Source organism: Gracilibacillus ureilyticus, assembly GCF_900111195.1.
GTDB lineage: Bacteria > Bacillota > Bacilli > Bacillales > Amphibacillaceae > Gracilibacillus > Gracilibacillus ureilyticus.
In genome coordinates, this window is sequence record NZ_FOGL01000011.1 from 107,622 (window position 1) to 132,539 (window position 24,918).

The 24,918-nt window shown below is 36.7% G+C and carries 25 protein-coding genes and 1 other annotated feature; of the genes, 19 read left to right on the top strand and 6 right to left on the bottom strand.

The features are described from left to right. Window positions 1-175 precede the first annotated feature (175 nt). The 6 genes from BMW36_RS11820 to BMW36_RS11845 all read left to right on the top strand — a co-directional run bounded on the left by BMW36_RS11820 (window position 176) and on the right by BMW36_RS11845 (window position 5,406). Window positions 176-1,153: a BMP family ABC transporter substrate-binding protein gene (locus BMW36_RS11820; RefSeq protein WP_245711666.1), complete on the top strand. Its 978-nt coding sequence runs from the start codon at window positions 176-178 to the stop codon at window positions 1,151-1,153. A gap of 166 nt (window positions 1,154-1,319) precedes the next feature. Then, the gene (locus BMW36_RS11825) at window positions 1,320-2,255 is read left to right on the top strand and encodes a beta-ketoacyl-ACP synthase III (protein ID WP_089741337.1); all 936 of its coding nucleotides are present in this window, start codon (window positions 1,320-1,322) and stop codon (window positions 2,253-2,255) included. A 30-nt stretch (window positions 2,256-2,285) separates the two neighbouring features. Then, window positions 2,286-3,527, top strand: a complete 1,242-nt coding sequence (gene fabF / locus BMW36_RS11830) for a beta-ketoacyl-ACP synthase II (RefSeq protein WP_089741339.1) — start codon at window positions 2,286-2,288, stop codon at window positions 3,525-3,527. Between the two features lie 82 nt (window positions 3,528-3,609). Further along, a complete protein-coding gene (locus BMW36_RS11835; protein WP_089741341.1) occupies window positions 3,610-4,203 on the top strand; it encodes a lysophospholipid acyltransferase family protein in 594 nt (197 codons plus the stop codon). Between the two features lie 157 nt (window positions 4,204-4,360). Beyond that, a complete protein-coding gene (locus BMW36_RS11840; protein ID WP_089741343.1) occupies window positions 4,361-4,573 on the top strand; it encodes a YuzI family membrane protein in 213 nt (70 codons plus the stop codon). A gap of 77 nt (window positions 4,574-4,650) precedes the next feature. Further along, window positions 4,651-5,406 (top strand): DUF3603 family protein, encoded by a 756-nt coding sequence (locus BMW36_RS11845; RefSeq protein ID WP_089741346.1) that lies wholly within the window; start codon window positions 4,651-4,653, stop codon window positions 5,404-5,406. Between the two features lie 86 nt (window positions 5,407-5,492). Here the strand turns inward: BMW36_RS11845 and trpS are convergent, their stop codons facing one another. Beyond that, window positions 5,493-6,488: a tryptophan--tRNA ligase gene (gene trpS / locus BMW36_RS11850; RefSeq protein ID WP_089741348.1), complete on the bottom strand. Its 996-nt coding sequence runs from the start codon at window positions 6,486-6,488 to the stop codon at window positions 5,493-5,495. Window positions 6,489-6,543: 55 nt separating this feature from the next. Next, window positions 6,544-6,739, bottom strand: a binding site (T-box leader). A gap of 54 nt (window positions 6,740-6,793) precedes the next feature. After that, window positions 6,794-7,153 (bottom strand): DUF3899 domain-containing protein, encoded by a 360-nt coding sequence (locus BMW36_RS11855; protein ID WP_089741350.1) that lies wholly within the window; start codon window positions 7,151-7,153, stop codon window positions 6,794-6,796. A 251-nt stretch (window positions 7,154-7,404) separates the two neighbouring features. On the opposite strand from BMW36_RS11855, the gene BMW36_RS11860 reads away from it, so the two are divergent. The 12 genes from BMW36_RS11860 (at window position 7,405) to pepF (ending at window position 21,569) form a co-directional block, all read left to right on the top strand. After that, window positions 7,405-9,102 (top strand): peptide ABC transporter substrate-binding protein, encoded by a 1,698-nt coding sequence (locus BMW36_RS11860; RefSeq protein WP_089741352.1) that lies wholly within the window; start codon window positions 7,405-7,407, stop codon window positions 9,100-9,102. Between the two features lie 105 nt (window positions 9,103-9,207). Next, entirely contained in the window at window positions 9,208-10,143 is a 936-nt protein-coding gene (gene opp3b / locus BMW36_RS11865) for an oligopeptide ABC transporter permease (RefSeq protein WP_089741354.1), read from the top strand. After that, window positions 10,143-11,291: an oligopeptide ABC transporter permease gene (opp3C, locus tag BMW36_RS11870; protein ID WP_089741356.1), complete on the top strand. Its 1,149-nt coding sequence runs from the start codon at window positions 10,143-10,145 to the stop codon at window positions 11,289-11,291. Before opp3b ends, opp3C begins: the two co-directional genes overlap by 1 nt. 17 nt (window positions 11,292-11,308) lie before the next feature. Beyond that, complete coding sequence (locus tag BMW36_RS11875; protein ID WP_089741358.1) at window positions 11,309-12,355, top strand: ABC transporter ATP-binding protein; 1,047 nt, start codon at window positions 11,309-11,311, stop codon at window positions 12,353-12,355. Further along, the gene (locus BMW36_RS11880) at window positions 12,352-13,272 is read left to right on the top strand and encodes an ABC transporter ATP-binding protein (RefSeq protein ID WP_217640960.1); all 921 of its coding nucleotides are present in this window, start codon (window positions 12,352-12,354) and stop codon (window positions 13,270-13,272) included. The genes BMW36_RS11875 and BMW36_RS11880 overlap by 4 nt, the downstream gene beginning before the upstream one ends. 168 nt (window positions 13,273-13,440) lie before the next feature. After that, window positions 13,441-14,661: a putative glycoside hydrolase gene (locus BMW36_RS11885; RefSeq protein WP_245711667.1), complete on the top strand. Its 1,221-nt coding sequence runs from the start codon at window positions 13,441-13,443 to the stop codon at window positions 14,659-14,661. 88 nt (window positions 14,662-14,749) lie between these two features. Next, complete coding sequence (locus BMW36_RS11890) at window positions 14,750-15,352, top strand: GNAT family N-acetyltransferase (protein ID WP_089741362.1); 603 nt, start codon at window positions 14,750-14,752, stop codon at window positions 15,350-15,352. Window positions 15,353-15,568: 216 nt separating this feature from the next. Further along, on the top strand, window positions 15,569-15,964 hold the full coding sequence (gene spxA / locus BMW36_RS11895) for a transcriptional regulator SpxA (protein WP_054788981.1): 396 nt from the start codon (window positions 15,569-15,571) through the stop codon (window positions 15,962-15,964). A 337-nt stretch (window positions 15,965-16,301) separates the two neighbouring features. Continuing rightward, window positions 16,302-16,985 (top strand): adaptor protein MecA, encoded by a 684-nt coding sequence (gene mecA, locus BMW36_RS11900; protein ID WP_089741364.1) that lies wholly within the window; start codon window positions 16,302-16,304, stop codon window positions 16,983-16,985. A gap of 165 nt (window positions 16,986-17,150) precedes the next feature. Then, window positions 17,151-18,545 carry an MDR family MFS transporter gene (locus BMW36_RS11905; RefSeq protein ID WP_089741366.1) on the top strand — a complete coding sequence of 465 codons (1,395 nt, stop codon included), beginning with the start codon at window positions 17,151-17,153 and terminating at the stop codon, window positions 18,543-18,545. A 49-nt stretch (window positions 18,546-18,594) separates the two neighbouring features. Further along, on the top strand, window positions 18,595-19,683 hold the full coding sequence (locus BMW36_RS11910) for a competence protein CoiA (RefSeq protein WP_175480440.1): 1,089 nt from the start codon (window positions 18,595-18,597) through the stop codon (window positions 19,681-19,683). A gap of 68 nt (window positions 19,684-19,751) precedes the next feature. Next, window positions 19,752-21,569, top strand: a complete 1,818-nt coding sequence (gene pepF / locus BMW36_RS11915) for an oligoendopeptidase F (protein ID WP_089741370.1) — start codon at window positions 19,752-19,754, stop codon at window positions 21,567-21,569. Between the two features lie 40 nt (window positions 21,570-21,609). Here the strand turns inward: pepF and BMW36_RS11920 are convergent, their stop codons facing one another. The 4 genes from BMW36_RS11920 to BMW36_RS11935 all read right to left on the bottom strand — a co-directional run bounded on the left by BMW36_RS11920 (window position 21,610) and on the right by BMW36_RS11935 (window position 24,166). Then, window positions 21,610-21,789, bottom strand: coding sequence for a hypothetical protein (locus BMW36_RS11920; protein WP_089741372.1), 180 nt, complete (start codon window positions 21,787-21,789; stop codon window positions 21,610-21,612). A gap of 293 nt (window positions 21,790-22,082) precedes the next feature. After that, entirely contained in the window at window positions 22,083-22,976 is an 894-nt protein-coding gene (locus BMW36_RS11925) for a ClpXP adapter SpxH family protein (protein WP_089741375.1), read from the bottom strand. Further along, window positions 22,973-23,377 carry a globin domain-containing protein gene (locus tag BMW36_RS11930; RefSeq protein WP_089741414.1) on the bottom strand — a complete coding sequence of 135 codons (405 nt, stop codon included), beginning with the start codon at window positions 23,375-23,377 and terminating at the stop codon, window positions 22,973-22,975. The genes BMW36_RS11925 and BMW36_RS11930 overlap by 4 nt, the downstream gene beginning before the upstream one ends. A gap of 180 nt (window positions 23,378-23,557) precedes the next feature. Next, window positions 23,558-24,166, bottom strand: coding sequence for a CYTH domain-containing protein (locus BMW36_RS11935; RefSeq protein WP_245711668.1), 609 nt, complete (start codon window positions 24,164-24,166; stop codon window positions 23,558-23,560). A gap of 116 nt (window positions 24,167-24,282) precedes the next feature. On the opposite strand from BMW36_RS11935, the gene yjbM reads away from it, so the two are divergent. Continuing rightward, window positions 24,283-24,903, top strand: coding sequence for a GTP diphosphokinase (yjbM, locus tag BMW36_RS11940; RefSeq protein WP_089741379.1), 621 nt, complete (start codon window positions 24,283-24,285; stop codon window positions 24,901-24,903). The last annotated feature ends 15 nt before the right edge of the window (window positions 24,904-24,918 follow it).

Here is a 24,918-nt window from a genome sequence, read left to right on the forward strand (position 1 = left end):
GGGGGTGTTACAGACGATTAGTGTTGTGCAAATAAATAAATTGTGCTGTTTTTTTCATAACAGATATTAAGTCTGTAATAAGATTGTAATGTTTTCTATGTTTACGAGCAACGTTGAAAGCGATAAAATAGTCCTATAGACCAAATTTTAGGGATATTTCCAAGGAGTGCATAGATTGAAGAAGCGATTTGGAATTTCAATATTGATTTTTTTTATAATGATGCAGTTAGCAGGCTGTATGCAGTCTGGAGAAATAAATGAAATTGAACGGGTCGGTATGTTAATTGAACACTCAATTAATGATCAGACATGGGGCAATAAAGGTTATCGCGGATTACTTGAAATAGAAGAGGAACTTGATGTGGAAGTTTTCTTCCAGGAAGGCGTAAATACCCAGCAGCTGGTTAATCGTGCAGTAGAAGAATTTGCGAACCAGGGTGTTCAGCTGATTATTGGCCACAGCAGTAATTATGGCGAACTATTTCATACTATACAAGGTGCTTATCCTGACATACATTTTCTCTATGTTAATGGTGCATATTCTGATGAAAATTTAACAAGCTTAAATTTTAATTCATTAGCTATGGGTTATTTCGCCGGTATGATTGCAGCGGAGATGACGGAAACTAATCATGTTGGGATTATTGCCGCATATGAGTGGCAACCGGAAGTAGAAGGTTTTTATGAAGGTGTGAAATATCAGAATGAAGATGTTGAGGTAGCCATACAGTATGTATACAATTGGGATGAATCCGACTTAGCTATGGAGTATTATCATCATATGGTGGAAGGCGGAGTGGATGTCATATACCCGGCAGGAGATTCATACAGTGTTCCAGTTGTGGAAGCTGCAAAGGAGGATCAAATTTATTCGATCGGTTTCGTAAATGATCAGCAAGTAATCGGTGGACAATCTGTATTAACAAGCACAATTCAGCATATTGATAAACTGTATGTGCATGCAGTAGAACAATTGATGGAAGGAAATCTTGACGGCGGAATATATAATTTCGGCTTTGCGGAAGAAGTTATTACAATGGGGCCATACAGTGAGAAAGTCCCGCACTATTTGCAAGAAAAAATAAAGAAAAACATTGAGACATATATTGAAACAGGATTATTGCCATACCAGCAGAATGAGAATAAACCATAGTCTTTCCGGGACTATGGTTTTATTTTTTTAGGGAACACTGTATATATGACTTTGATTCGCGAATGGAGAAAAATTAAACACTTGAAAAATTTTGTATAATATTTTAAAATTAGTACCAAGTCTTAATAATTGATATTAAATTAGTTCCTTTGAGAGGAAGGATAGTATGAAAGCAGGCATTTTAGGAACTGGACATTACGCTCCAGAAAAAGTATTAACGAACTTTGATATGGAGAAAATTGTTGACACGAGTGATGAATGGATACGGACAAGAACAGGGATAGAAGAAAGAAGAATAGCTTCTGACAACGAAGATACGTCAGATTTAGCATATAAAGCTGCATTAAATGCGTTAAACGAGGCTGAATTGTCAGCAGAAGATCTTGACTTGATTTTAGTAGCAACAGTGACACCAGACCAGGCTTTTCCAACAGTTTCCTGCATTCTTCAGGACAGATTAGGTGCAAGCAAAGCTGCGGCAATGGATATAAGCGCAGCATGTGCAGGCTTTATGTATGGTGTGATCACTGCTAAACAATTTATTGAAACAGGCGCATATAAACATGTTCTAATTATTGGGGCAGACAAATTATCCAAGATAACAGATTGGACAGACAGGAATACATGTGTGTTGTTTGGTGATGGCGCTGGAGCTGCGGTTATGGGACCGGTAAGCGAAGACAAAGGTATCTTATCTTTTGAATTAGGTTCAGATGGTTCAGGCGGGAAACACCTAGCTCAAGAAAATGAACATATCATCATGAATGGTCGAGAAGTATTTAAGTTTGCTGTTCGGCAAATGCCCGAATCTTCAGTGAATGTTGTGGAAAAGGCAGGCTATGCTAAAGAAGACGTTGATTATTTAATACCACATCAGGCTAATATTCGTATTATGGAAGCTGCAAGACAGCGGTTAGGCATAGACCCGGAGAAATTAGCTGTGAACGTAAATAAATATGGTAACACTTCTGCTGCTTCTATACCGATCGCTTTATCTGAAGGAGTAAAAGAAGGTAAAATAAAAGATAACGATTTAGTCGTTTTAGTAGGCTTTGGTGGCGGTCTAACATGGGGTGCTGTCGCTCTAAAATGGGGGAAATAAATATACTTGAGGACTAAAGGAGGATGTAGTATGGGTAAAAACAGAGTTGTAATTACAGGTCTAGGTGCAATTACACCGCTTGGAAACAATGTTAATGAATTCTGGAGTCATTTAAAATCAGGTCAGTCAGGTATTGACTTTGTAACGAAAGTAAATAAAGACGAGTTTCCTGCAAAGGTCGCAGGAGAAGTCAGGAACTTTGACCCGACAGAATATATGGAAAAAAAGGAATCCAAAAGAATGGACCTTTTTACACAGTACGCAGTTGCTGCAGCAAAAATGGCGGTAGAAGATGCGAATTTGGAAATTACAGATGAAATCGCCCCAAAAGTAGGTGTCTGGATAGGTTCTGGAATAGGCGGTATGGCAACATATGACGAACAGTTCAGAAGATTTGTTGATAAAGGTTACAAACGAGTTAGTCCATTCTTCGTGCCTATGCTGATCCCTGATATGGCTGCAGGCCAGGTATCCATACAGTTAGGCGCGAAAGGTATCAATAACTGTTCTGTTACTGCTTGTGCATCTGGTGCAAATTCCATAGGTGATGCTTATAAAGTAATTGAGCGTGGTGATGCGGAGTTTATGATTACAGGTGGAGCGGAAGCCCCATTGACTCCAATGTCATTTGCCGGTTTTTCTACAGCAAAAGCATTATCATTTAATGATGATCCGAAAACAGCAAGTCGCCCATTTGATAAAAATCGTGATGGATTCGTTATGGGTGAGGGGGCAGGTATTCTGGTAATTGAATCATTAGAATCTGCTCAAAAGCGAGGAGCGAAAATTTATGCGGAAATAGTCGGTTATGGTGCTTCGGGTGATGCCTACCACATTACGTCTCCAGCTCCGGAAGGGGAAGGGGCTGCTCGTGCAATGAAACAGGCTATTGAAGATGCAGGTATCAGTACAGAAGATATAGATTATGTAAATGCACATGGTACAAGTACTGAATACAATGATTCTTTTGAAACACAGGCAATTAAATCAGTATTTGGTGAACATGCCTATAATTTAGACGTGTCTTCAACGAAATCAATGACAGGGCATTTATTAGGAGCAGCTGGTGCGGTAGAAGCCATTGCCTGCGTTAAAGCAATTCAGGACAGTATTGCACCACCTACCATCAATTATGAAACACCAGATCCTGCTTGTGATTTAAATTATGTCCCAAATGAAGCGAAACAAAAAGAGATCAATTTTGCATTAAGCAATTCGTTAGGTTTTGGCGGACATAACGTGACATTAATTTTCAAAAAATACCAGGATTAATATACAGCGAGGCTTTTGAACGAGTGCAGAGAGTATTTGCACTCGTTCTACTTTTTAGGGAAGAAATGAAGGGGTGCTTGATATGTATAAATTCGCAGCAAATATTTTAAAAATTATCCTAAGTCTATTTGGAAAAATAAAGGTCTATCAAAAAGAAAATCTGCCCAAATCAGGCGGATATGTTATTGCATGTACACATACAGGCTGGGTGGATATATTATGGCTGGGAATTGCTACACTTCCAACAGAAATAAATTATATGGCAAAAAAAGAATTGTTTGAATCCAAATTGTTAAAATGGCTGATGAACCGCCTGCATGCATTTCCTGTTGACAGGGATAATCCAGGTCCAAGTACGATAAAAATACCAAAACGTCTGCTGGCAGAAGGAAAGGTTGTAGGAATATTTCCGAGTGGAACGAGAACGAGTGAGGATGTCCCTTTGAAAAGAGGTGCGGTAACCATCGCAGCAAACTCCAAAGTACCGATAATTCCAGCGGCATATATTGGACCCAATAATTTCAGTGACTTACTTAAACGGAAGAAACCAAAGCTGATTTACGGGAAACCAATATATCTTCCGGAAAATGAATCAAGAAAAGCCGGAATGGAAGTAATGATGTCCCGAGTGAATGAAGAGTTTATAAATTTATCAGATAAATTAAGAGCTAAGTAACCGCTGGCTCTTTCCTCTTCACTGAACATAGTAAATACTTCTCCCCCCTCTATTTTCTAAACTCCGATTCTATATTAAAGGCTTGTACATATAATGAATAAAGTAAAACTCTGATCGTACAGCACTTTGAAAAAGATAAGGACAAGCAGGTGAATAAATGATCTATGCATTATTTTTTCTCTTAGGATTTGGGTTCGCTATATCTGGTGGGATGTCGATTATTTTATACTTGAATTTCATTCCGGCTGGTCTTTCATTCATCGATTATTTATCGATTATTCAATCAAAAATGGAGTGCTATTTCTTTATTGTTGGCTTAGTAATGATGGGGATTTCCTTAAATAAATTAACAGTGATGTCTGTAAAATAATAGTAATGCAAGAATAAATTTTCCTCATTTGGTCATACTGTTTGATAAGAAATTAGCGTAAAGTGAGGGTTTATCATATGTTATATTTACATGATGTATGGGTGAATTGGTTTGAAGGTGAAGAGAATGGATATAATATTTGTTCTTTCCATGAATGGCGGACATCTGATGGAATTGAAATTTTAGATCAAGTTCCCGTACTCTATATTGATAAAGAAACCTTTCATACGATTGAGAATGACTTACATGATATTCCGAAAGAAATACTGGAACAGATTTATAAACGGGCTTATATTCGTAAAAACCAGGAACGGAAAGTATTAGAGTATGCATGTGTTGTTACTGATGGACGGTCTATATTGGCATTCGATACAATGGGTTACCAGATTCCCATTAGAAAAAGCCGCCTGATACCAAGACAGGAAAGGCTTGTTTTGGAGTTAATTGAAGGAAGGGAAGTAAAAACCTATCATAACAATGAACCTGGCGAAAAGGAATTCCATATCTTATCACTGCCGCCAGAATCGATGATGGGTTTGACCAGAAGAGAACGACAGTTGAAACAGCTGTTAATGATCGCACTGGATCAATTACAGGTTTCTAAATGTCTGGAAGAAATTCGCTACTGGTTAACAGAGTGGCAGCCTGAAAATTATGCAATGATTAAAAATATGAATTTTAAGGAAGCATGGACCCATTTATACAATGATCTGGTAACAGGATGGTCCCATAAACATGAAGCGTTTTGCCGACAGATTATGAAAGGGCAGGCGTTCTATGAAAACATTTTGGAAGAGGAACAAAACAATAGAACAACTAAATCAGTAAAGTAAATGATAAGGCTGGAAGAAAACGATGAAGTTTCACCTAATATAAAAAATCTCATGAACTAACATGGTTCATGAGATTTTTTATCTGCTTATTTCTTTTTCTTTACACGGCCAAGTCCCATTGCTTTTTTAGCTTTTGCTAGCATTTTATTTGCAACAAAGTTAGCTTTTTCTGCTCCCTTGTCTAGTAACATATCGAGTTCTTCTGATTCCATTAATTCGTGGTATTTCTGCTGAATAGGACGTAAAGTATCAATCACTGCATTGGCAGCATCCTGCTTAAAATCACCATAACCTTTTCCTTCATACTTTGCTTCAAGTTGTTCGATACTTTCACCAGTACAGCTTGCATAAATTGTCATGAGGTTACTGATCCCCGGTTTATTTTCTTTATCAAATTTCACTATTCCATCCGAATCGGTTACAGCACTTTTAATTTTTTTCTCGATTTGTTTTTCTGTATCCAGCATGAGGATGGACGCTTTCTGATTGTCATCAGATTTACTCATTTTCTTTGTCGGTTCCTGTAAAGACATAATCCGTGCACCAACTTTTGGAATGCTGATTTCCGGGATTGTAAATATATCATTATAACGGTTATTAAATCGTTGTGCCAAGTCACGTGTTAATTCTAAATGCTGTTTTTGATCCTCACCAACTGGCACTATGTCTGTTTGATAAAGTAAGATATCTGCTGCCATTAATGGAGGGTATGTAAGCAAGCCGGCAGAAACGGCTTCTTTTCCTTTGGATTTGTCTTTAAATTGGGTCATTCTTTCCAGTTCACCGATATAGCTGACAGTTTGCAGCATCCAGCCAAGCTGTGTGTGTGCCGGAACTTCAGATTGGATGAAAAGAACAGATTTATCTGGATCAATTCCAGAAGCTATGTATAAAGCTGCTAAAGATTTAATATTTTGACGAAGTTCCAGCCTGTCCTGTGGAACAGTGATGGCGTGTTCATCTACTACGCAGAAATAGCATTCATTCTCTTCTTGTAATGTAACAAAGTGTTTCATCGCACCTAAGTAATTGCCTAGTGTTAATGTTCCGCTTGGTTGAATTCCTGAAAATATCTTCTTCATGTTTTCACCTCATATTAATTTGTTTGCATATAAAAAGGTCCATTCTCCCCAAAAAAGAAGGGACGAATGAACCGCGGTACCACCCTTGTTATCACTAAACTTGTGATCACTTGATAAACTGGATAATGTTAGTTAAACAATGAAAATATACGTGAGAAAAGCCCAATTCCTTCCTAATCTTAGTACCTATTCCCACCATCCATAGGCTCTCTGTAACCAGGGGACTAAGAAGTACTCCACTTTTCATTTTCAAAAAAATTATGATTTTTATTGAATTATATAGAATTCCTGCCATTTTTTCAAGTTTAATTATAGTAAATAACGAGAAGTATACCCATAAGAAGAAACATTAGCCCGCCTTGTAACAAGAAGAACAGGATCCAGTCAGGGTTCACTTTATCTGATGGTGCACCATTATCCTGCCAGGTTTCCTCCCATTGCTTCTTTTTATCAGTTCGGGTAAAAACTTTTCTGAAACTATTTACAGTAATATCAAAGAACCCCTTAGAGATAACGAATAATAATAATCCGGAAACTAAATAAATCCCTGAAAGATAAAAGGTAATATTTATAAAATCAATGATTGAAATATCTTTTTTTAGTAAAAGAAGAAAAATTAGACACACTAAACATTGAACAAAAAAGAAAAGAAACTGTTTTTTCATGTGATCCCCCCTCACAGCTTATTATCTACGAAGAAGAAGAAAATAACAATTATTTAAATAGTCTGAATAGATGGAATATTCCCTATATTTGTCGAAATATAGGAAAAAATATTTATTTTTCGTAAGGTAATCGACTCATTTTTAGCGTAAAAAGAGAAAATATGTCGAATATGTAAGGGGTTAAATGTATAATAAATTGTGAAAAGTTTACAAAAACTTTATCTACATTAACAACAGGAGGTTTCACAATAATGAAGAATAGAAATTGGCTATTTTTATTGCTTGGATTATTGTTAGCAATATCATTGGTTGCATGTTCAACCGGTGGCGACAATTCATCACAGGAAGACACTGAAGAAGAAGAAGGCAATACAGATACAGATACAGTTACAGAAGAAGAGAAAATCTTAAGGATTTCTTCCACATCGGATATTCCAACAATGGATCCAATTATGACGGAGGATAATGTTTCGACACAATGGATTGATACAGTTTATGAAGGTCTATACCGTCAGGCACCAGGTGGAGAAATTGTTTCAGGTATTGCGAAAATGGAAGAAACAGAAGTTAGTGAAGATGGTTTAACTTATACATTCCATTTACGCGATGATGCAAAATGGGCAAACGGAGATCCTGTTACCGCACAAGATTTCGTGTACGGTTGGCAGCGTGCAGTTAACCCTGATAATGGATCTTTCTATGGTAACTACTTAATGAGCGGTAAAATCAAAAACGCAGCACAAATATTTGCAGGAGAATTAGCACCAGAAGAACTTGGTGTAAGTGCTCCAGATGAACATACATTTGTAGTGGAGTTAGAAGTACCAGTTCCTTACTTTGATTCTTATGTAATTAATGCAAACTTCTTGCCAGCACATCAGGAATTTGTTGAAGCACAAGGAGATAACTTCTCGTTATCACCTGAAAGTATTTTAGCAAATGGTCCTTATAAAATGACTAGCTGGAAAGCTGAAAACGGTTGGGAATTAGTGAAGAACGAAGAGTATTGGGATGCTGAAAACGTAGCATTAGACGGAATTTCAGTTAAAGTTCTTAAAGAAGCTGACACAAGATTATCTAACTATGAAACAGGAAACCTTGATCGAGTTACATTGTCAGGTTCACAAGTTAAGGATAATCAAACAAGCCCAGAATTCCAGTCACTAAATGAAGCATCAACATTTTACATGAAAATGAACCAGGAATCTGCGGAGAAAAGTGAATATATGCAAAATTATAATTTCCGTATGGCTCTATCAAAAGCATTTGATAAACAAGCATACATTGATGTAGTATATGGTAATGATTCAACACCAGTAAATTACTTTGTTCCTGCCGAATTTGTAGAACATCCGGAAACAGGGGAAGACTTCCAGACAGGCAGTGATCTTCTAGCTTTCGATAAAGAAGCAGCACAGGAATATTGGGCTAAAGCAAAAGAAGAACTGGGCTTTGAGGAAGTAACCTTAAGCTTCTTAAGTGGGGATACGGATGTTGCAAAAGATATTAGTGAGATAATGAAAACAGAATTAGAGAAAAATCTTGAAGGTTTAACAATAGAAACAGTGAACGTACCATGGGCACAACAATTAGACTTAATGCGTACGAAAGAATATGAATTAGCAGTATCAGGCTGGGTGCCAGACTATAAAGATGCCATTTCATTTATCGACATATTTGTAACAGGTGGAGAGAACAATGATGTTGGCTACTCCAACGAAGAATACGATGCACTTGTTAAATCAGCTAAAAATGAACTGGCTTTAGATCCTGTAGCCCGTTTTGAAGCATTACAGGAAGCGGAAAAAATCCTATTGGAAGATGCTGCAATTGCACCAATCCTTCAAAGAAAAACTTCTGTTTTAGCTAAAAATTATGTAAAAGGTTTAGATCAATTAAATCCTTTCTCTAATAATTACAGCTTTAAGTATGTAGATATTGAAAAATAAGGTTTTTAATGGAAAGAGAGTATATGACTTTATACTCTCTTTTATCCTGTTAAGTGAATTTTTAGAATATTCAATCTTTATTATTTAATGTAGGAGGTGGGGGAATTGGCTAAATACCTTATACAAAGGTTAATTTATATGATTATTACGTTATTTATAATCATAACAGCAACTTTTTTCCTTATGAAGATTATGCCAGGATCTCCCTTTAATAACCTCGGAGGGAAAATAACCGAGGAACAGCAGGCGTTATTAGAGGAAAAATACGGGCTGGATGATCCGGTACCTGTTCAATATTTTAAATACTTAACAGGTATAGTTCGCGGAGATTTCGGTGTGTCCTTTCAATACGAAAATCGCCCGGTAACTGACATGCTGCTTGAGCGTATTGGTCCTTCGGCAGAGCTTGGTGCACAGGCATTAATTATTGGAGCAGTACTCGGAATCATTCTTGGGATGATTGCCGCAATTAAACACAACACCTGGATAGATTATACTTCCAATATTGTTGCAGTTATTGGTATTTCAATACCATCCTTTGTTTTTGCAGGTTTATTACAATATTACCTTGCTGTGAAATGGAGACTGTTCCCTGTATCGTTCTGGGAAAGTCCTATTCATACGGTGCTTCCGACCATTGCGCTTATGATTTTTCCAATGGCGATTTGTGCCAGATTTATGCGAACAGAAATGTTAGAAGTGTTAGGTTCTGATTATATTGAATTAGCACGTGCTAAAGGTGTATCAAATGGAAGTATTATGTTTAAACATGCCTTAAGAAATGCATTAATACCGGTAATTACTGTATTAGGCCCTATGACTGTTAGTTTAATGACAGGAACTTTAGTTATTGAGCAGATTTTTGCAGTTCCGGGTATTGGTGAACAATTTGTTTCATCAATAAACACGAATGATTATCCTGTCATCATGGGAACAACGATATTATTCGCAGTACTGTTTGTTGTCGTTATATTAATTGTAGATTTACTATATGGATTAATTGATCCTAGAATTCGTATTACAGGAGGAGGGAAGGACTAATGGACAAAGCGAAAAATGAATATACAAAAGAGAAGTTTCAGCGTGTCCATGTTCGAGAAGAGTTAGGTGAAGAACTTACTCGTCCTCAACTCTCCTACTGGAAAGATGCCTGGCTTCGACTAGCTAAAAATAAAGGAGCAATTGGCGGGCTTGTTGTCATCCTGTTTATTGTCGCGATCGCATTGACAGGCCCTCTTATGAATGATTATTCAATGGATGATGCGAACTATGATGCTGCATATATGCCGCCTAAAGTAAAAGGTTTAAGTTGGCTTGGATTGGATGGAATGCAAACATATGAAGTTCAGGGGACAACTGTGGAAGATGCCATTCAACGTGGATTAGATGGTTATGAAATTGAAGAGAAATATGTACAGAATACCGAAGTTATAGAAGAACCGAATGAAGGTAATGACAATTATTATAAAGTGGCAATGGAAGTAGATATATATGGTGCCAAGGGACTTGATGACACTTATTACTGGTTCGGAACAGACAGTATGGGGCGTGACCTCTGGACAAGGATATGGAAAGGCACTCAAATTTCCCTTTATATCGGAGTTCTGGCCGCTATGATTGATATGGTAATTGGTGTGTTATACGGTGGTATATCAGGTTATTATGGTGGGCGTACTGACAATATTATGCAACGTATTATTGAAGTATTATCAGGGATACCAAACTTAGTCATTGTTATTTTGATGATTATGCTGCTTAGTCCCGGTTTATTAGCTATTACTATTGCCTTAACGATTACTGGATGGATAGGTATGGCAAGGATTGTGCGTGGGCAAGTATTGAAATTGAAGAACCAGGAATTCGTTTTGGCTGCAAGAACGCTTGGAGCGAATGATAAAAGAGTTTTAATGAAACATTTAATTCCAAATGTTCTAAGTGTAATTATTATCAATACTATGTTTACAATACCTAGTGCTATTTTCTTTGAATCATTTTTAAGCTTTATTGGACTTGGACTACAACCGCCAGATGCATCATTAGGGACATTAATTGATACAGCCTTCGATGATTACAGAGTATATCCATACATGTTATTATTCCCGGCTTTAATAATTTCTCTATTGATGATTGGCTTTAATATATTAGCAGATGGATTACGGGATGCCTTAGATCCGAAAATGAGACGATAGAATGGGAGGTGGCAGCTTTGGAAAATATTTTAGACGTAAATAATTTACATGTTACTTTTGATACGTATGGTGGAAAAGTACAAGCCGTTAGAGGTGTTAATTTCTCGTTAAAAAAAGGGGAAACGTTAGCAATTGTTGGGGAATCAGGTTCTGGTAAATCTGTAACAACAAAGGCGTTAATGGGCTTAATCAAAAAACCGGCAGGGAAAATCCCGGAAGGTGAGATTTTGTTTGATGGTAAAGACTTAGCAAAATTAAACGAAAAACAAATGCAGAAAATAAGAGGTAAGGATATTTCAATGATATTCCAGGATCCAATGACTTCATTGAATCCGACAATGAAGATAGGTAAGCAGATTATGGAAGGTTTAATTCTCCATCAAAAGAAATCCAAACAGGAGGCAAAAGCAAGGGCACTTGAATTATTAGACCTTGTAGGAATTCCGAATCCCGAAAAGAGATTAAATCAATACCCTCACCAGTTCTCAGGCGGGATGCGTCAACGTGTAGTGATTGCTATAGCACTTGCATGCAATCCGAAAGTATTGATTGCAGATGAACCAACAACTGCCCTGGATGTTACCATTCAGGCACAGATAATTGAGTTAATGAAGGACATTCAATCAAAAATGGATACTTCTATTATATTTATAACGCATGATCTAGGTGTGGTGGCAAATGTGGCAGACCGGGTTGCTGTAATGTATGCTGGGAAAATAGTGGAAATAGGAACAGTGGATGATGTTTTCTATAATCCCAAACATCCTTATACGTGGGGATTACTAGGTTCTATGCCTACAGTAGACAGTACGGAAGAGAAACTTCTTGCCATTCCAGGTACACCGCCTGATTTAATTAGTCCGCCTAAGGGAGATGCATTTGCGGCAAGAAATGAGTATGCCTTAGCGATTGATTTTGAAGAGGAACCTCCTATGTTTAAGGTATCTGATACCCATTATGCTGCAACATGGCTTTTACACGAAAATGCACCGGAAATCGAGCCGCCTCCAGCAGTAAAAAAACGAATGGCAGGTATTGCTGGTGAGGAGGGAAGTCAATCATGAAGCAGCAAGAGAAGATATTGGAAGTTAAAGATCTTAAGCAACATTTTCACTCAGGGAAAAATGGTGTGATTAAAGCGGTAGATGGTATCAGTTTTGATATTTACCGTGGCGAGACATTTGGACTTGTGGGAGAGTCCGGATGCGGCAAGTCAACTACTGGAAGGACAATCATCAGATTATATAATGCAACAAGTGGAGAAGTGATTTTTAATGGGACAAATGTCCATGGAGGTAAGTCAAAAAAAGATTTAAAAGCATTTAACAGACAAATGCAAATGATCTTCCAGGATCCGTACGCTTCCCTTAATCCAAGAATGACGGTAAAAGATATTATTGCGGAGGGTATGGATATTCACGGATTGGCTAAGAGTGATAAAGAGAAAACAGAAAGAGTTCATGAATTGCTGGAAACTGTCGGGTTAAACAAACAACATGCCTCACGCTATCCGCACGAATTCAGTGGAGGGCAAAGACAGCGGATAGGTATTGCAAGAGCATTGGCAGTTGATCCGGAATTTATTATTGCCGATGAACCGATTTCAGCATTAGATGTTTCTATCCAGGCTCAGGTTGTTAATTTACTGAAAGAGCTGCAACAGGAGAGAGGATTAACTTACCTGTTTATTGCGCACGATTTATCGATGGTAAAATATATCAGTGACAGAATTGCCGTTATGTATGCTGGTAGAATTGTGGAGTTAGCTGAAAGTGATGAACTCTACAATAATCCACTGCATTCCTACACGAAGTCATTGTTGTCAGCAATCCCTGTCCCTGATCCTGACTTTGAGAGAAACAGAAAGCGAGTCGCATTCGATCCAGATAGCTATCGTCCTGAAGACTCCGAATTGAGGGAAGTGAGCCCGGGACATTGGGTATTGTGTACTTCAGAAGAATATAAACAATATCAGGCTTAACGAAAAAGCTCTTATCCTATTTAACAGATAAGGGCTTTTTCCTTCTCTAAATTAATTAATGTGAAAATTCAGGTTTTTTTACAATTAATTGGTGGAATCTTAACAAAAGTAATAGAATTTTCTATATAATGTAGTAGAGAATAAAAAAATGTAGGAGTTTGATAGAAAATGATGAACCTTAGACAGCTAAGAAATAAGCTATTTATATTATGTATTATCGGATGTTTGCTTATTCCGGTCAGTACATACGCAGATGAGGGAGACGAAACGTTAAAAGCTTCTTTACATACAGTTAAGCAGAGTTCGTCAATAATTCTGGAGATTCCTGACAATCTTCCGCTTTTTACATATCAATCTGGTTTGACATTTGAATATCCAGATGCTGTTAGAGGAATTTACGTAACAGGACCATCAGCAGGTGGAAGCCGATTTGAGAGCTTACTGAACCTTGTAGAGACAACCGATTTAAATGCGATGGTGATTGATGTAAAAGAAGACCATGGTAATTTAACTTTTAAACCTGAAGCAGGATCTGAATTTGAAGACATTTCCCTTAACTATATTAAGGATCCAAGAGCTTTGCTTGAGCAATTGGAGGAGAAACAAATATATCCGATAGCAAGAATCGTTGTTTTCAAAGATTCCGTATTAGCAAAGAAACGGCCGGATCTGTCCTTTACTAAAAATGGTGAAGTATGGGTTAATGGAAAAGGGGAAGCGTTCGTTAGTCCATTTCAAAAAGAAGTTTGGAAATATAATGTAGAATTAGCCAAAATGGCAGCAGAACTCGGTTTTAAGGAAATTCAGTTTGATTATGTTCGTTTCCCGGAAGGTTTTGAGAAGCGGGATAAGGAATTGACATATGACCTGGGGGACTATAAAGGTGATGAACTAAGTGATGTGAAGAAGAGGGTAGAAGCTGTGACAGACTTTGTTGCATATGCTAAAGAAGAATTATCTTATTATGACGTGGATGTATCTGTTGATATATTCGGTTATTCAGCGACAATTGAAGAAGCGCCTGGAATCGGCCAAAATTTCTCAAGAATTGCTGATAATGTTGACGTGATATCCTCTATGATCTATCCAAGTCACTGGACGCCATATTTTGGTATAGATAATCCTGATAAAGAGCCATACCGACTGGTTAATGAGTATGCTAAAGTAGAAAATGAAGTTCTTGGTAAGTTAGAGAACCGTCCGGTGTCAAGACCGTGGATCCAGGATTTCGAAGCACCATGGTTATACAGCGGCGCAACTTTCCAGTATGGAATAGAAGAAGTTGAGGCACAGATACGCGCATTAAATGAAAATGGTATTGATGAATTTCTTATCTGGAATGCTGGAAACTCTTATACTGAAGGAGTAGATTATACACCATTTAATTAATATAGAAAAAAAGGTTTAAGTAATAGTAAAACCGGGTATATTACTTTCGATAATCACTAAACAAATGCATTAATAAAGGGTGTTGTTATTGAACTGGTATGAGAAGCTGAATCAGTATTTCCCAGTAGAAGAGATGAAGTCAAAAGAACACATGGAGCTCCTTCTGCAGGAAAAAGGGGATGTTTATTATAAAGATGAAGGGCCACATCATGTCCTGATGTATGCTGAGTTTCCCACATTTATCTTTATTGATTATGTTTATGTCTCAAAAGAGTCACGAGGCCAAGGGATTGGTCATCAGCTGATAGACAAATTAAAAAACAAGCGAAAACCAATTATCCTTGAAGTGGAACCATACGACTATCAGGATACAGATTCAACGAAAAGACTGCGCTTTTATCAGCGGGAGGGATTCAAACACGCACTTTCCATCGGTTATACACGAAAATCTTTGGCTACAAATGAGAATAACACACTGGAAATCCTTTATTGGTCGCCTACAGGTGAGAATGAAGAAGAAATTTATCAGCAAATGAAGCGGATGTATGAAGATATCCATACATACAAAGACGAAGAACTGTACGGGAAATCGTACCAGCCGGTGGATGAGGTGTTAACATATGGCCAGGAGCGGAGAACCGATGATATATTTAAATCGTTAGATGAATATGACAAAAAAAGAAAAAAATAAATAAAAAAGCGTTTAGTAATTGATTGGAAGGGTATACTCTAGTTGAGTAAAGAATATGGAAAAAGTGAAGAAAATCACGTAAGTCTCTATCATTCAAACGAAATATGTAGTATACTTATACATATTGAGTTATTTAAACTTATTTTAATGTAATAAAAGATGTTAAACAAAACATCCATATTATAAATTTAAATCGATATTGAGGAGTGAAGTTACATGGTAACACTTTATACCTCGCCAAGTTGTACATCATGTCGGAAAGCTAAAGCATGGTTAGAGGAGCATGACATTGCATTTCACGAACGTAATATTTTCTCAGAACCATTAACGCTTGATGAAATTAAAGAAATTTTACGAATGACAGAAGATGGTACAGACGAGATCATCTCAACACGTTCCAAAGTTTTTCAAAAACTGAATGTTAATCTGGATCAGTTACCTTTAAAAGATTTATTTCAATTAATTCAAGATAATCCAGGTTTATTGAGAAGACCAATTATCCTGGATGAGAAAAGACTTCAAGTAGGTTATAATGAAGACGAAATTAGACGATTCTTACCACGTACTGTAAGAACATTTCAATTGCGTGAGGCACAAAGAATGGTTAATTAAAAAGCAGATCTCCTAAAAGATCTGTTTTTTTTTCCACCTTTTCAATAAATGGGTGGAAATGAAACGTAAAAATGATGTATTTATCTAATGACAAATTATATATAATAAGCTACAATCTATAGTTAATACCACCTTTATTTAAAGTAATAAAGTAAAAATATGATAAATTTAAGTTTTTATGTTTTCAAATATGCCATCATTGTCATACAATAGAAATAACACCTTTTCATTAAATGGTTTAGCAATGTATTAGGGTATGAGAAAGATAAGGGTTTAGATAGATGAATAGTGATTCCCTTCCAACCCAAACATTCATATAAGAAGGGAGAGTTAATCTATGGAGATAGAAAGAATTAATGAAAATACGATCAAATTCTATATATCCTACATGGACATTGAGGATCGCGGTTTTGATCGTGAAGAAATATGGTACAATCGGGAAAAAAGTGAGCAGCTGTTTTGGCAAGTGATGGATGAAGTAAATTATAATGAAGAAGATTTTCAAATAGACGGACCTTTGTGGATTCAAGTTCAAGCTCTCGAAAAAGGGCTGGAGATTGTGGTAACAAAAGCCCAAATATCGAAAGATGGTCAGAATTTACAATTACCAACAGAGTCAGGTAAAACAATCGATATGCCTGTAGATGATAAGATAGAATCTTTATTAGAGGAGAAGTTTGGACCTTTGAATAGGGAAGACATCGATGTAGAGGAACAGTTTGGCCATGATTTTGTAGTAGTAGTTAGCTTTAGGGATTTAGAAGATATCATCCAGTTAAGTCATGTATTTGAACCTGTTGAAGGAATGGGCGAGGAACTATACTTTTTCAATGGGAAATATATGCTCATCACTAAATTCGATGAAGAATATTTATCAGATGATGAACAGGAAGATTTAATTAGCCAGATTTTAGAATTTGGTAATGAATCTACGGAAACCATGTTTGTTGTGCAGGAATATGGAAAAGTTATCTTCGCGGAAGATGCATTAATCCAAGTGAAAGAACATTTTCAAGCATAACTAGGTATTTCTAAAAAAGAAATGCCTAGTTTCTTTTTTTGTAACTCCTGGTAAACAAATACTTCGTAATACGAAATAAATTATGTTAATATATTTAAGGTGTAAAAAATACTTATTAGTACAGGCTAAAAAAGACCGTGATACAGAAAGAAGGAATTTAAGTTTATGAACGAAGGACCAATAAACCGGACCCCACTTATGATTGTTTTAATATCAGGGGCTTTTGTTGCAATATTAAATCAAACACTGCTAGGTACAGCCTTACCTCATATAATGACAGATTTAGAAATTGATGCAGCGATGGCACAGTGGCTTCAGTCAATCTTTATGCTTGTAAATGGTATTATGATTCCAATTACAGCTTTTTTAATTGGAAAATTCACAACAAGGTCATTATTTTTAACAGCAATGGGAAGCTTCGCTGTTGGTACATTAATTTGCGGAATTGCTCCCGGATTTTATGTTTTACTTATAGGACGCGTGCTGCAGGCAGCGGGTGCAGGTATCATGATGCCGTTAATGCAGACGATTATGTTTTTAGTATTTCCTATTGAAAAAAGAGGCTCAGCTATGGGAATGTTTGGACTAGTGATAGCATTTGCTCCTGCTATCGGTCCCACGTTATCAGGTTATTTAGTGGAGCATTTTGACTGGCGCAGTTTATTTTATGTGATTTTGCCAATCGCGATTATTGATATCATTGTGGCATACAAAATCCTGGTAAATGTTACGAAGCAAATAGATCCGAAAGTGGATATTTCATCAATTGTATTATCAACATTAGGTTTTGGTGGTTTGTTATATGGATTTAGTACAGCTGGTGATGTAAATCATGGATGGACCAGCCCGTTAGTTTATATTCCGTTAATAATTGGTGCCATAACTCTGTCAATTTTTATTTTGCGACAATTAAAGTTACCACAGCCAATTCTGGAATTTAGAATCTTTAAGTATAAAATGTTTACATTAACTACTGCAATCGGTATGATTTCCTTTTTTGCCATGATCGGTGGTGCCATTATTTTACCGATTATGATGCAGGATTATCTGGGATTCTCTGCATTACAATCTGGTTTAATGCTTCTTCCGGGAGCTTTGTTAATGGGTGCGATGAATCCGGTCACTGGCAGGCTATTTGACAAATTTGGCGGAAGATGGTTGGCCATTATCGGTTTAGGTTTACTTGTTATTACCACATTCTTATTTTCCATCTTGACGACAGAAACAAGTTTTCTTTATTTAACGATAGTTAATGCTGTCAGAATGTTTGGTATAGCAATGGTAATGATGCCTGTTACGACGGCAGGTTTAAATCAATTACCAAGCGATATGGTTCCACATGGTACGGCAATGAATAATACAATGAGACAGATGGCTGGAGCAATTGGTACGGCATTATTAGTGTCTATCATGTTGAATCAGGCAGATCCGGCAAATGGGATGGAAGGGATGATCCATGGTGTGAATGTATCCTTCCTGGTAGCTGCTATCATATCAATCGTAGGCTTTGTCTTAGCTTTCTTTATTAAAAACTCCATTCCCGGAAAAGTAGAACAATAAGCAGGAAAAGTCATCTCCATGTCGAATAAATGTCATGGAGGTGATTTTTTTGTTACAAGCAATAGATAGTAAAGGAAGGATTGTGACGCTCTATTCACTTGATGCCGGAATTCTTGCACAAATGAAAGAAGAAGGCCAGTTTTATTGTCCAGATTGTAAGGAAGAACTAATAATCAGAGCAGGAAGAAAGGTTACTGCTCATTTTGCCCACAGGAAAAAATCAGCATGTCTGCATAGTGGCGAAGGATCCTACCATGCGAAAGGCAAATTAGATTTATATCAATGGTTAAAGAAACAAGGCATTGAGGTGTTTTTAGAGCATTATATATCTGAAATTAAACAAAGGCCTGACTTATTGGTAAAACTGGGAACAAGGACATTAGCCATCGAATATCAATGTGCCAGAATATCACTAACTGAACTTCGGAGCCGAACAGAAAAATACCGGCAAATTGGAATGATTCCAGTATGGATTTTAGGTGCAAACAATCTTAATCGCTTATCAAGTCAACTTATTAAAATAACGTCTCATGATGCCGCCTATATTCACCAATTTCATGAGCACTTCCCTCAGATTATCTACTATTATTGCAGTTCCCAGAAACAGCTTATCTTCTTCCAGGATTTTTATTTCCTTACCCAAACAAAAGCTTACGGCAATTTTACTGTCAAACCACTAGAAAAATGTACATTCAAGGAATTTTTCCTCATTAGAAAGCTGCCAACACAACAATTGCTTCAGATATGGAGAAAGGAATTAAAAAACTGGCGAAATCGACCGGTATCTTTTCATCAAAGAAGAGAAACAGAATGGCGAAAATGGTTGTATTTACACAAGTTTAATACACAAACAATCCCTTATTATGTTAATATACCTGTACAAAGTGAATTTATGATGAAAACACCGCCATGGATATGGCAAAGCTGCCTGTATCTTGACTTAATTGTGAAACGGAGAGAATTTTCATTGAAAGATGCAGCAGATTTAGTGCATAATCATCTTTATCCTGCAAGAGATTTTCCTCTTCTTCATGCCCCTTTACACCCCGTAAAAGAATATTTTCAATTACTGGAGCGTATAGGTATTCTTAAGAGCTGTAAACAAAATGTGTATGTTGTAGTACGTACCGCTGTATGATAAGTGCCAATGTAAGTTATAATAATATTATGCATTTATTCTAGAGTTTGGCAAAGGAGGAAATGTTAATGGCAAAAGCAACAAAATCATTACCTGCCCGTAATGAAATACCTGAGAAATTAACATGGCGATTAGAGGACATCTATGCAACTGATGAAGAATGGGAAAAAGAATGGAAAGCGGTGAAAGAACGATTACCTGAGTTCACCTCCTATCAAGGGAAATTAAATGAATCTGCTCAAAAATTATTCGAATTATTCCAGCTGCAGGACGAGGTATCTGATCGGCTGAGCACATTATATACATATGCACATATGCGTTATGATCAGGATACAACGAATTCTGTATATCAGGCGATGAACGCGAAAGCAGAGAATCTGCTGACCCAAACATCAAGTGTAATGAGTTTCATTACACCAGAGATCTTAACATTAGATGAAGAGACTATCGAAAAGTATCTGAAGGAATTTGAGCCACTGCAGTTATATAAACATACACTCGATGAAATTAACCGTAAAAGGCCGCATATTCTATCGGAAAAAGAAGAGGCACTGCTGGCGGAAGCTTCTGAAGTAACAGATAATGCTTCACAAACATTTGGCATGCTAAATAATGCCGATATTAAATTCCCTGCGGTCAAGGATGAGAATGGAGAAGAAGTTGATTTAACACATGGCCGTTATATTAACTTTCTGGAATCAAAAGACGGCAGAGTACGGCGTGATGCTTTCAAAGCGATGTATGAAACTTTCGGAAGTTTAAAAAATACTTTTTCTTCGACATTACAAGGTGTAGTCAAGAAGGATAATTTCTATGCGAAAGTACGCAATTATGACAGTGCGCGGCATGCGGCACTGGATCGGAACAATATTCCGGAAGCTGTATATGATAATTTAATTGAAGCGATTCATGAAGGTCTTCCATTATTGCACCGTTATATCGGTTTACGGAAGAAAGTAATGGGCTTAGACGAATTGCATATGTATGACTTATATACACCGCTAGTTAAAGATGTGGATATGAAGTTTACTTATGAGGATGCACAGCAAACAGTACAGGAAGCACTGAAACCTCTTGGTGAAGAATATTTACAAGTTATGAAAAAAGCGTTTGAGGATCGCTGGATTGATGTCGAAGAAAACAAAGGAAAAAGAAGTGGTGCCTATTCTTCAGGTTCCTACAGCACCAATCCTTATATATTAATGAACTGGCAGGATAATTTAAATAATCTTTTCACACTTGCCCATGAATTGGGTCATTCGATGCACAGCTACTATACACATGAAAATCAGCCATACCGCTATGGAAACTATTCTATTTTTGTAGCAGAGGTTGCTTCTACATGCAATGAAGCATTGTTAAATGATTACCTTGTGAAGAAAACGGATGATGTGAAAGAAAAACTCTACCTGCTGAATCACTTTCTGGAAGGGTTCCGTGGCACAGTTTTTCGTCAAACGATGTTCGCTGAATTTGAGCATAAAATTCATATGCTCGAACAGGAAGGTGAGGCACTTACTGCAGATAAACTGACAGAAGTATATTATGATTTAAATAAAAAATACTTCGGTAATGACTTAGTGATTGATGAGGAAATTGGGCTGGAATGGGCAAGAATCCCACATTTTTATTACAACTACTATGTTTATCAGTATGCGACAGGATATGCAGCAGCACAATCATTAGCAGCCCAGATTCTCGAAGAAAAAGAGCCTGCAGTTAAACGGTATATAGATTATTTAAGTGCAGGAAGCAGTGATTATCCAATTGAGGTATTAAAACATGCTGGAGTTGATATGACAGAAAAGACACCAGTATTGAATGCTTTACAAGTATTTGAAGAGAAACTAAATGAAATGGAAGAATTGCTCGATCAGATAAAATGATTTTTTAGCTCTATGAGAATTTAAACAAAAGGCTGCCCCGCTAATGTGGCAGCCTTTTTCTAAACCCTTTAAATTTCTTTCTGTCAAAATAGAAATAGACGGACATATAGATTGTAATAAATAACAATGGAATGGTTAGATACATTGGTATTAAACGCATTAAGCCGAAAATATTTAAAAATAATGCAAATAACGGTAAGAGGAAAATAAGTATACGCATTAATATCTCACCCTTTACAATTTTTAATTACACAGAGCTAAAATAAGTTATGTAAGCAGGCATATATTGAGTTATTCCAGTATCTACTCTATGCAAAAAGGCGGGGAATTAGAAGTGTGACACTTTTGTGAATTGTTGCACATATGTATTGTCAAAGAAAAAAACAATTGATATAGTATATGTATGAAATGTTTACAAACAAACCCCTTTGTTTGACCTAAACTTTCTCCCATCCCTTATCTAGTAATAGATAAAAGAAAAGGACATGTATTTACCTACATGTCCTTTTCTTCTTACTTGATATATTTCCAGAAACAGCCGTATTTTACTGGAACCTTCTCAACTAATTGCTTTAATTGTAATTTCTTCATCTCTTTTTCCGTTTTTTCAACGGACCAGTCGTACACAACAGCAACTTCTTTTGTTGCAACAAATTCGTATTGTGATAAAAAGTCAATTAACTCTGGTTTCTTTGCAGGTAAAGGGTCCTTCTGAAGCATTTGCTTTAAAACTTTTACATAAATATCATACGGATAAATTCCGGAAATCTTCAGACCCGCTTCTTCATCAGATTCATTGAAGAAAACCATTGTTGGAATATATTCTACTTCCATTTCTCTTGTGATTTTTAAATCGCATTGTAACGCCTTTGCAGCTGAATTTGAATAAAGATCACTCTTAAATTCATCAATATCTAAATGAATCTCTTCAGCACAGTGCAGCAGAATTTCTTCGCTGGAAATATCCTTCTTATCTAAAAAGGCAAACTCCTGAATTTTACGCAGAAATTTCTTTCCGGCTTTTTTTCCTTGTAATTCTGCTGCCTTCACTGCAATGGAAGTCAGCTTTGGATGGTGGATCGGGTTTTCAATCCATAGATCACCATCACAACACATTCCAGTTCGGTTAGCTGTTTTCTCCCAAATGTCCTTAAGTTTTCTCGGCCGTTCAAATTTGTCTTTGTGCAAATTGGTGAGCTGTCCGCTGAGTACAGGTCTTATCGTAAAAAAGCGCCCATATTCAACAGTTAACTTTTTTAAATAAGGTTCTAATGACCAACATTCTGGACATAGAGGATCGACAAAAACGTAAATCTCTATCGGTTTTTTAAGCATATCGATAAAGTGAAATTGAGTCGACTGATTTTGATCCTGGGGCTGCCATGACCCAGCTGAATTCCAATTCACCACAATGATTCTCCTTTCTCTTCGTCAGGTGTGTTCATCATGTGATTGGCTGTAAGTGTTAAACGTTCAAACATGGCACTTCTGAACGGCTCCTGAATTTGAACTTCGCTTAATGCACCTTCCATACACTTCAGCCATGCATCTCTTCTTACTGGAGTGATTGGAAAGCGTAAATGGCGCTTTCTCATCATAGGATGCCCATGTTCTTGTATATATAATGGCGGACCACCAAAAAATTGTGTTAAAAATTGTTTTTGTTTACGAGCAACTTCTGTAAAATCGTCGGGGAAAATCGGGATTAAGTCAGGATGCTTAGCAACACGCGCATAAAATGCTTCCACCAGCTGATCGATTGTCTCCTCGCCACCTATTGCCTCATAAATTGAGCGTACATCATTCATTTCTTCCAAACCTTTCGTTCCACTATTGTCCAATGAATTGTTAAAAAATATTCATAATTGTTACTATATTGTAACAGTGAAGTGCTGCTTCAGGCAAATAAACTGTTTTGCTAATTTCAACCTATTAATATAAAGGCATTGAGCTGTTATTGTACAGTTTAAAAACAAGATAAAGAACTATTACAGTGTATGATAAAATCTCTCAATTTTGTTCCTCGTTTTTCTAACTGGTATCTGGAATTTTTTTAATAACTGGTCAAAAACTGCTTTTCCATATTTTTCTTCTAGGCACTCTAACTCCAGTTCATAATCTTCTCTGCCATTATACATGCTATGGTCCAGCACTACTAATGTTTCTTCATATTTTACTTCCGTTCGATTTGTGAGAAGTTTTCCTCCATAACGCAATTCAGTTATCTTAATACCCATTTGCTTTAAGGCTGAAGAAATCTCGCGACAAGGTATAATTTTATGATGAAACCACTTATCCGCCTCCTCGGGTGAAATTGCCTCATGTGTTTCTAACAGTCCGGCTCCATCTGGATTAGGTTGTTTTAAAGTAACGGTAAATTTATTATTCTTTTCTCGTATTCTAAGTGCTGATCCGTTTTTTTTCAATGAAAACGATGGTGTTTCAAAATAATGGTTAATGTGTACAATTTCTTTTTTAGAAAATGATTGAAAAAAATCATGCAATAAGCGGAATTCTTCCTCTGTTAGTAAATTCTTAAATTCTATTTCAATTTCCTGAGACATCCGATCTGCCACCTTTTCGTCTATTCTACTCATATTGTGCTTCTTCTTGATTAAAAATGCAAAAAATATACACTAAACGTTTTTTAATTAAGTTAAACTGTGTAAGTGTGGTAATATATACTTAGATAAAGGCAGAGGTGGTGCTAGACATGGACTGGAAAACTTTCTTGGCACCTTATTCACAGGTGGTTGAAGAATTAAAAGTGAAGTTAAGGGGGATGCGAGCACAGTTCGAGCATGAAACAAACCATTCACCGATAGAATTTGTAACAGGTCGTGTGAAACCAATCTCCAGTATCAAAGAAAAAATGCACAGAAAAAGCATTCCACTGGATAAAATAGAAACAGATCTGCAGGATATTGCAGGAGTTCGAGTGGTTTGCCAATTTGTTGATGATATATATGACATATTAAATCGATTAAAATCCCGAAATGACTTTAAAGTAATAGAAGAGCGGGACTACATAAAAAATAAAAAAGAGAGCGGGTATCGCTCCTATCATCTAATTATAGAATACCCTGTTGAAACGATCCATGGGGAGAGGAAAATTATTGCTGAAATACAAATAAGGACAATGGCAATGAATTTCTGGGCAACAAATGAGCATTCCTTAAACTATAAATATGAAGGGCAGATCCCTGAAAAAGTGCAGGCACGTCTTAAAAGGGCGGCAGAAGCAGCATTTAGCATGGATGAAGAAATGTCGAAGATTAAAGATGAAATTCAGGAAGCACAGAGAATTTATCATTCAAATAAGCAGAATCATTAATCATGGGGGTAATCA

Bases quoted from the DNA above. Each gene is read 5' to 3' on its own strand.
- BMW36_RS11930 (WP_089741414.1), bottom strand. From the start codon at position 23,377: ATGAATGATGTACGCTCAATTTATGAGGCAATAGGTGGCGAGGAGACA.
- BMW36_RS11885 (WP_245711667.1), top strand. From the start codon at position 13,441: ATGATGAACCTTAGACAGCTAAGAAATAAGCTATTTATATTATGTATT.
- trpS (WP_089741348.1), bottom strand. From the start codon at position 6,488: ATGAAGAAGATATTTTCAGGAATTCAACCAAGCGGAACATTAACACTA.
- BMW36_RS11905 (WP_089741366.1), top strand. From the start codon at position 17,151: ATGAACGAAGGACCAATAAACCGGACCCCACTTATGATTGTTTTAATA.
- BMW36_RS11840 (WP_089741343.1), top strand. From the start codon at position 4,361: ATGATCTATGCATTATTTTTTCTCTTAGGATTTGGGTTCGCTATATCT.
- opp3C (WP_089741356.1), top strand. From the start codon at position 10,143: ATGGACAAAGCGAAAAATGAATATACAAAAGAGAAGTTTCAGCGTGTC.
- BMW36_RS11835 (WP_089741341.1), top strand. From the start codon at position 3,610: ATGTATAAATTCGCAGCAAATATTTTAAAAATTATCCTAAGTCTATTT.
- spxA (WP_054788981.1), top strand. From the start codon at position 15,569: ATGGTAACACTTTATACCTCGCCAAGTTGTACATCATGTCGGAAAGCT.
- BMW36_RS11880 (WP_217640960.1), top strand. From the start codon at position 12,352: ATGAAGCAGCAAGAGAAGATATTGGAAGTTAAAGATCTTAAGCAACAT.
- fabF (WP_089741339.1), top strand. From the start codon at position 2,286: ATGGGTAAAAACAGAGTTGTAATTACAGGTCTAGGTGCAATTACACCG.
- BMW36_RS11920 (WP_089741372.1), bottom strand. From the start codon at position 21,789: ATGCGTATACTTATTTTCCTCTTACCGTTATTTGCATTATTTTTAAAT.
- BMW36_RS11935 (WP_245711668.1), bottom strand. From the start codon at position 24,166: ATGAGTAGAATAGACGAAAAGGTGGCAGATCGGATGTCTCAGGAAATT.
- BMW36_RS11845 (WP_089741346.1), top strand. From the start codon at position 4,651: ATGTTATATTTACATGATGTATGGGTGAATTGGTTTGAAGGTGAAGAG.
- BMW36_RS11860 (WP_089741352.1), top strand. From the start codon at position 7,405: ATGAAGAATAGAAATTGGCTATTTTTATTGCTTGGATTATTGTTAGCA.
- yjbM (WP_089741379.1), top strand. From the start codon at position 24,283: ATGGACTGGAAAACTTTCTTGGCACCTTATTCACAGGTGGTTGAAGAA.
- BMW36_RS11855 (WP_089741350.1), bottom strand. From the start codon at position 7,153: ATGAAAAAACAGTTTCTTTTCTTTTTTGTTCAATGTTTAGTGTGTCTA.
- pepF (WP_089741370.1), top strand. From the start codon at position 19,752: ATGGCAAAAGCAACAAAATCATTACCTGCCCGTAATGAAATACCTGAG.
- mecA (WP_089741364.1), top strand. From the start codon at position 16,302: ATGGAGATAGAAAGAATTAATGAAAATACGATCAAATTCTATATATCC.
- BMW36_RS11825 (WP_089741337.1), top strand. From the start codon at position 1,320: ATGAAAGCAGGCATTTTAGGAACTGGACATTACGCTCCAGAAAAAGTA.